The 5,278-nt window shown below is 59.7% G+C and carries 4 protein-coding genes and 1 pseudogene; all 5 read right to left on the bottom strand.

Annotated features, from left to right (window positions below; genetic code table 11):
• Nucleotides 1-906 (bottom strand): annotated as a pseudogene (locus tag RTS12_RS20025) (hypothetical protein); the annotation flags it as partial.
• Nucleotides 903-2,036 carry a DUF6361 family protein gene (locus tag RTS12_RS20020; RefSeq protein ID WP_312531797.1) on the bottom strand — a complete coding sequence of 378 codons (1,134 nt, stop codon included), beginning with the start codon at nt 2,034-2,036 and terminating at the stop codon, nt 903-905. The pseudogene RTS12_RS20025 and the gene RTS12_RS20020, both read right to left, overlap by 4 nt.
• Nucleotides 2,037-3,486: 1,450 nt before the next feature.
• Nucleotides 3,487-3,927 (bottom strand): hypothetical protein, encoded by a 441-nt coding sequence (locus RTS12_RS20015; RefSeq protein ID WP_312531795.1) that lies wholly within the window; start codon nt 3,925-3,927, stop codon nt 3,487-3,489.
• A 278-nt stretch (nt 3,928-4,205) separates the two neighbouring features.
• Nucleotides 4,206-4,934 (bottom strand): hypothetical protein, encoded by a 729-nt coding sequence (locus RTS12_RS20010; RefSeq protein WP_312531793.1) that lies wholly within the window; start codon nt 4,932-4,934, stop codon nt 4,206-4,208.
• A partial coding sequence (locus tag RTS12_RS20005; RefSeq protein ID WP_312531791.1) for a hypothetical protein occupies nt 4,931-5,278 on the bottom strand: 348 nt, incomplete at its 5' end. The genes RTS12_RS20005 and RTS12_RS20010, both read right to left, overlap by 4 nt.

Below are 5,278 nucleotides of genomic sequence, written 5' to 3'. Positions count from 1 at the left end.
CTCGACGATGAATAGCTTGGCATGGAGGCCCGCTCGATCCTCAGGTGTCGCGACGGCTTCCGGGTCGGGTTCGGGAACGCCGTGATCGCCGAGGGTCAAGCAGCGCGCGGGCCGCGCCGAGAGACCCGTCAGCCAATCGTCGCAGGCGACAAGCGCGCAGATGCGCTCAGGCTCCAGCAGCGCTAGCCCACCATCGTCGCAGAAGGGAGAGATCACCGCCATCCGCCCCGCACCCGGACGCCAGAGAGCGCGGGTTTCCGGAAAATGAGCGTGGAACTGTGGGCGCGCGAAACCGGGGACGTTTTCCCATCTAACGTGGGAAAGCCCGTCACGCAGTCCCTTCAACGGCTTGGTGCGACGGAACCCCAGCCAGTCGACCAGCCCGACCAGCGGCGCATTCACCCGCTGCGCTGTGCCCTGCTCCTCCCCCTCAAGCCGCAGCGCCACGTCCCAGGATCGGTCGCGAGTCAGATTGCGCGACATGATGATCAGGCGCTGGCGCATGGCTCCCCCGGCCTCGGGTGCGAAGCGCAGGAACCAGAGTTTGGGATGGAAGCTCGCCCCCTTGGGCGGCGCGATTTCGGTGACCATGCCTTCGAGCAGGGTGACAAGCGGCGTGCGTTTGCCGCTAGGGGCATGAATATTGCCCGCCTCGACGCAGATCGCGACTCGATCCTCAAGGCGCCGCATAGCGGCAAGCGCCGCGAGGGGGCTTGCCAGCAACTCGTCGCGCTGGACGCCACCCCGCAGTGCCAGCGAGATGGGCACCGTCAGCGCGGTCAGAAAATCCATGGAAAAGGTTGTGCCCAGGGCCGCTTCCAGTCGGTAGCCTTCAGGCGGGGTCAGCGCCTCGCCGAAATCGACACGATGGGATGGGGCGAGTGTCGTGTCAGACTGCCGACTCATGATGCGGCCGCCATGTCATCGAGGTATCGGCGCACCAAGGGCCAGCGGAACGCCATGCGCTGCCCGCCAGAATTCCCACTCCACACGTAATCCTGCGGAGAGAACCGCAGCCTCGCTCTGCTCACCCCCTTCATCTGAACCTCGCGCCGTGCGATCAGCGACTGCGCCTCTTGGCCGAAGGGATTGGTCATCGTCGCGATCCAGTCATTGATGAACCGGAACGTGAGGATGTTCGGCGTAAACCCGACCAATCCGCGATCCTCCATCAGCGGCTCGATTAGCGCCTCCGCCGTAGTCGCAATAGGCGATCGATGCGACTTGTGCCATGTTTCCAGACTTGCTCGATAACCGTCATCGGCCTCCGTCGCTGCTCCAGTAGGGGCAAAATGTCGGGCCAGCATGAGGTTATAGAGTAGCGATGCACCGTGCATCGTATCAGCAAAGGCTAGGGCATGGTCAAGCTGACGACGGATCTCCGGCGGCAATTCGGGAATGGACAGAACGGCCTCAAGCTCTGTGATGGCCGCCAGATCACGCGCCCTCGGCATGAGATGCCCGAGTAGCGTGCCTCCTCGCCGGAGCGAGGCGCAGCGATCAGCTATCCATTCCGCTTCCTCGCCCGTCAGCGCGAAGCCGCGATCATCATCGTCGGCAATCTCGGGGGCATCCGACCAACAGTCCTCTCCATGCGCCATGCGCTCGAGCACCTGTCCAATGCCGACACGCGCAAGCGCGGGACGACGCACTCCCCAGGCACCCAGACCTGTCCAGTAAACGGCACTTGGCATTCGCTTCAGCCGTGCGCCAGCCTCAGCCCCGATCAGGAACTTAGTGTCGGCCTGCGTCTGACCCAGCATCCTAGCAATGAAATCTGCTTCGGCTCTGCGCAGTCCGGCCAGCCGATCGCCCTTGTTCAGGTCTAGGCGACGAAAAAGCTGCGGCAGGAAAAGAAAGTAACGAAGCCGCGTCTGGATGGTGCTGGTCCCGGGAAACAGAAGATCCGAAAACCCGTCCCGGATCGCCCCTAACCCGAGTTCATCCCGCGCCTCACTTGCGCTCAACGCGCCAATCAGCGTCTGAACGGCATCTGCTTCAGCTCTGCCGAACGACACCCAACCCAATGCCGACACTCTTGACCTCCCTTTACACCACTTCCGCTAGGTCCGGCCAAGACCATTGAATCTACGCACGCATTTGCGAACTGTAGTGCGCTCCAAACCTTAGCCGCAACCCCAGATTGACAACGAGCCGAGAGTTCCGCCTTCGGCTGTTACCGCCAAGTGACAGCCGAATCGTGCTTAGCATCTGCTGTTCGCAAGTTGGCCGCGGTGGGTGTCAGGTTCGGGCACCCACCGCTCTCTTTTAAGCGCCTCGGGCTTATGCTGGACGGGCCATTGCTTTCCCATTACCGCATTCGGCTCGGCTACATCAGCCGCCAACATTCAGACTCGTTCAGAAGAAGCCACCAAGACGAATTTCGGGTTTCCGGAGGATCTCTTGGTCACAAGACGTGAGCCGCATAACACGGCAGACCTGTCGTTGCTGAAGCTGAAGGCAAAGCTTGACGGCCAGATGTGCCAGGTTCCGCCACGCTTCTTCAACCACTCAACTCTGATCGGCCTGACGAAAAGCTGCTTCGGACGCCCCCACCAAGGATGTCCTTCGACGAACAGACTGCAAGGGCGGCAAACACTATTGCCGCATAGGGGAAAAAAACTTTGCAGCGGTCTCCGGCTGGCCCTCGATGACGATCACTTCAGGGGGACCACCTTGGCGTCAAAGCTGACGACCGTCCGCTGACACTTCGGGTTATGGATTTCTACCGTGGCCCCGACGGCCGCGCCGCAGAGAGCTGGGTCTTTCTCGATTATGCCGACTTGATGCGGCGAATAGGACACGAACTATTCGCCTCACCTTCGTAGAGCGCTCAGCGCGACATCGCGGTTTCTCGTGGTCCGGGGATCGGCGGCGAGACCATGGTGACCCCGCCAATCCCCCGAAAAAACGCGCTTACAGCCCCGACAGCGATCGAACTGCAGAATCAGAGAGTAGCTAACTGTCCAGCGCCCCATGATATCCATTTACTATCAACGAGTTGCGTTTGCGCACGCTAATCCTTTCCTGCGCAGACTATTGCTTTCCGTGATCAACCAGAGAGATTTTAACCGGTTGAATCGATATACTTTTTCGATTCCTCGAATCATCGATTCGGCACGCCGTGCGCACACTTCCCCTTTTTTTGGCATGATGAAGCCAAAAAAAGGGGAAGCCTGCGCAAACGCAAGCAATAGCGTGCGCAAAGGTGTCAAGCGAAGTCCGCACGGATCGCTGAGTTAGGTGAGCAGATAAGCGATGTCGGCGCGGGAATAGATCCTCGCGCTGCCGCCTGAGGGGCCTATACCACCTGCATCAAGCCGCGCTTGCAGCTCGCCCCACCGAGACGAGCTGTAACGCCCAGAGTGCGAAAGCTGATAAACTGGTCGTGGAATGCCGCGCGGTCGGCAGTGCTCATCCGCAGCTGCGCTCCGTCTCGCGGCCCGCGCACCTGCTGACACGACAGGCCATTCCGGCGAACAAAGGTCAGGAGCTCGCTCGGCCGCAACCCTTGCGAATAGGCAAAGGCATCCAAAGAAATCGCCGCGCCTTCCTGCCCGCAATGCCCGGGATTATGCGTGTGTATCCGCTCTTCCCGCTTCCGTTCTCGCCATACACCAGCGTGATACCCGCCGCAGCCATGCGCAGCCTTTGGCCAACGGCAAGCCGGTCGATATTCTGCACGGAACCAAGCTGCGCAAGCGCTGTCCGCCGCTTCTCCCCCGTGCCGCCTCCAACGTGCGAAGCATCGATAGGGATCATGGTATGTGGCGAACAGCCAGCCCCTGCTTCAGCGCGCACGTTATCAAGGATGCCTTCAGCATCCGCTTGCTCAACGGAATAGCCAGATGCGACGGCAATTCGGCGTAAGCTGTCCTTTACCCAATCGGGCTGTTTCGCGGCCCAGCTTATTAGATCCTTGCTCATTTCTTCTCTCCCTTAAGGCGAGAATGCTTGGGCCCACTTATCTATGCAAGTGGCGGCTCCCTGCCAATGAACTGCTGATTTTAAAGCTCCCCGACTAGAGCGGCCTACGCTGCTTTCGGCCTGATGAAGCACAGTCATAATCTGCGGTTTCGTGCAACGGCTCTTTCCCATTCCAATCCCCTCAGCTCTCGGCTCACGAAAAAATTCTACCTATGCAGCCCCTTGACCGTGGGGAGGAATGCCGCCGTATAGGCCCCTGCCACGATGTGAACTGCGCCTCAGAAGGAGATGACCGGGTAGTCCCCGAGTGTGGGTAGGATCCCGCGCTCGGCGAGAAGTGCGTCGATCTCAGCGACCCGCTCCAACTGGTCTTTCTCGTCGAGATTGAAGACATGATCGACTGGAAGGATCAGGGTGCCGCCCATGATGGGCTCGACAGCGAAAGCATCGCTCAGGTCGATGCCGCTGATGTCGGCGCAGAGCCAGATCCCGGTGCCGCTGGTCTGAAAGCCCGGGAAAGCCCGGCCTTCGAAGATCATCTCGCTCGGCATGCTGAAGATCTGCAGACATCCGGGTCTTTCTGCGAGCACCCTTACAATCGCCTGAAGGGTGGGAATGCCCTGATCGCGTTCGGCGCTCGGGATGGGGAGGCTTATCTGAATCAAGTCCATTTGCCCCCTGTATGCCCAGGAGAAAGACACGCTCGCGGATATCTCCTGTCCAAATTGGGCCTCGAACTTGGGCGTAGTAGCCGCAATGGAGATACCCTCGTCTTCGTCGGGGAAATCGCGGAGATAACTCTCGTTCCAAGAGGAAATGCGATCCGGAAAGTCGGGGACGAGAACGTCCGCTCCGCCCGCCTCGGCGCGACCGAACCTGAGATCTTGAAGCCAAGGGGTCAGGTCGGATAGCCTCGCAGCAACAGTCTGGAACGCCATTGCTCCGGAGCGCGCATCAAGATCGCTGGTCGGGTAAAAGGCGTAGATATTGAGGATTTCATCAATCATTTTGTGACCCATCTTGATGGTGGAAGCATGCCGACCGGAACATGAAAGGCCCGTATCCGATCTAGCCCCATCTGAAGCGCGGTTCCGGCGCAGAACACGGCCGTTACCGGGTGCAAGCAACACCAGACGACGGTATGTTGCGTTGGAGACGAGGTGCGGGGGTAGCGCCGGGCCAGATTGTTGTGATTTATCATTTGAGCTCTGAATATATCCATGCGGCGCTGCGCATTCGGATTGTCTCTATTTAGATTTGGAATCGTCCTCGCGATATCAACAGGTTGGTCTCTGTGCTCCCGCAGATTAAACCTTTCGACGAGGTAATCGCCGTAACCCAGCTTCGCCTC

The organism is Paracoccus sp. (in: a-proteobacteria) (assembly GCF_032007265.1).
Lineage (GTDB): Bacteria > Pseudomonadota > Alphaproteobacteria > Rhodobacterales > Rhodobacteraceae > Paracoccus.
This window is presented reverse-complemented; position numbering and strand designations above follow the sequence as displayed.

What these genes read in the sequence shown, in the direction of transcription:
- RTS12_RS20015 (WP_312531795.1), bottom strand. Translation starts at nt 3,927, where the DNA reads ATGAGCAAGGATCTAATAAGCTGGGCCGCGAAACAGCCCGATTGGGTA.
- RTS12_RS20010 (WP_312531793.1), bottom strand. Translation starts at nt 4,934, where the DNA reads ATGATTGATGAAATCCTCAATATCTACGCCTTTTACCCGACCAGCGAT.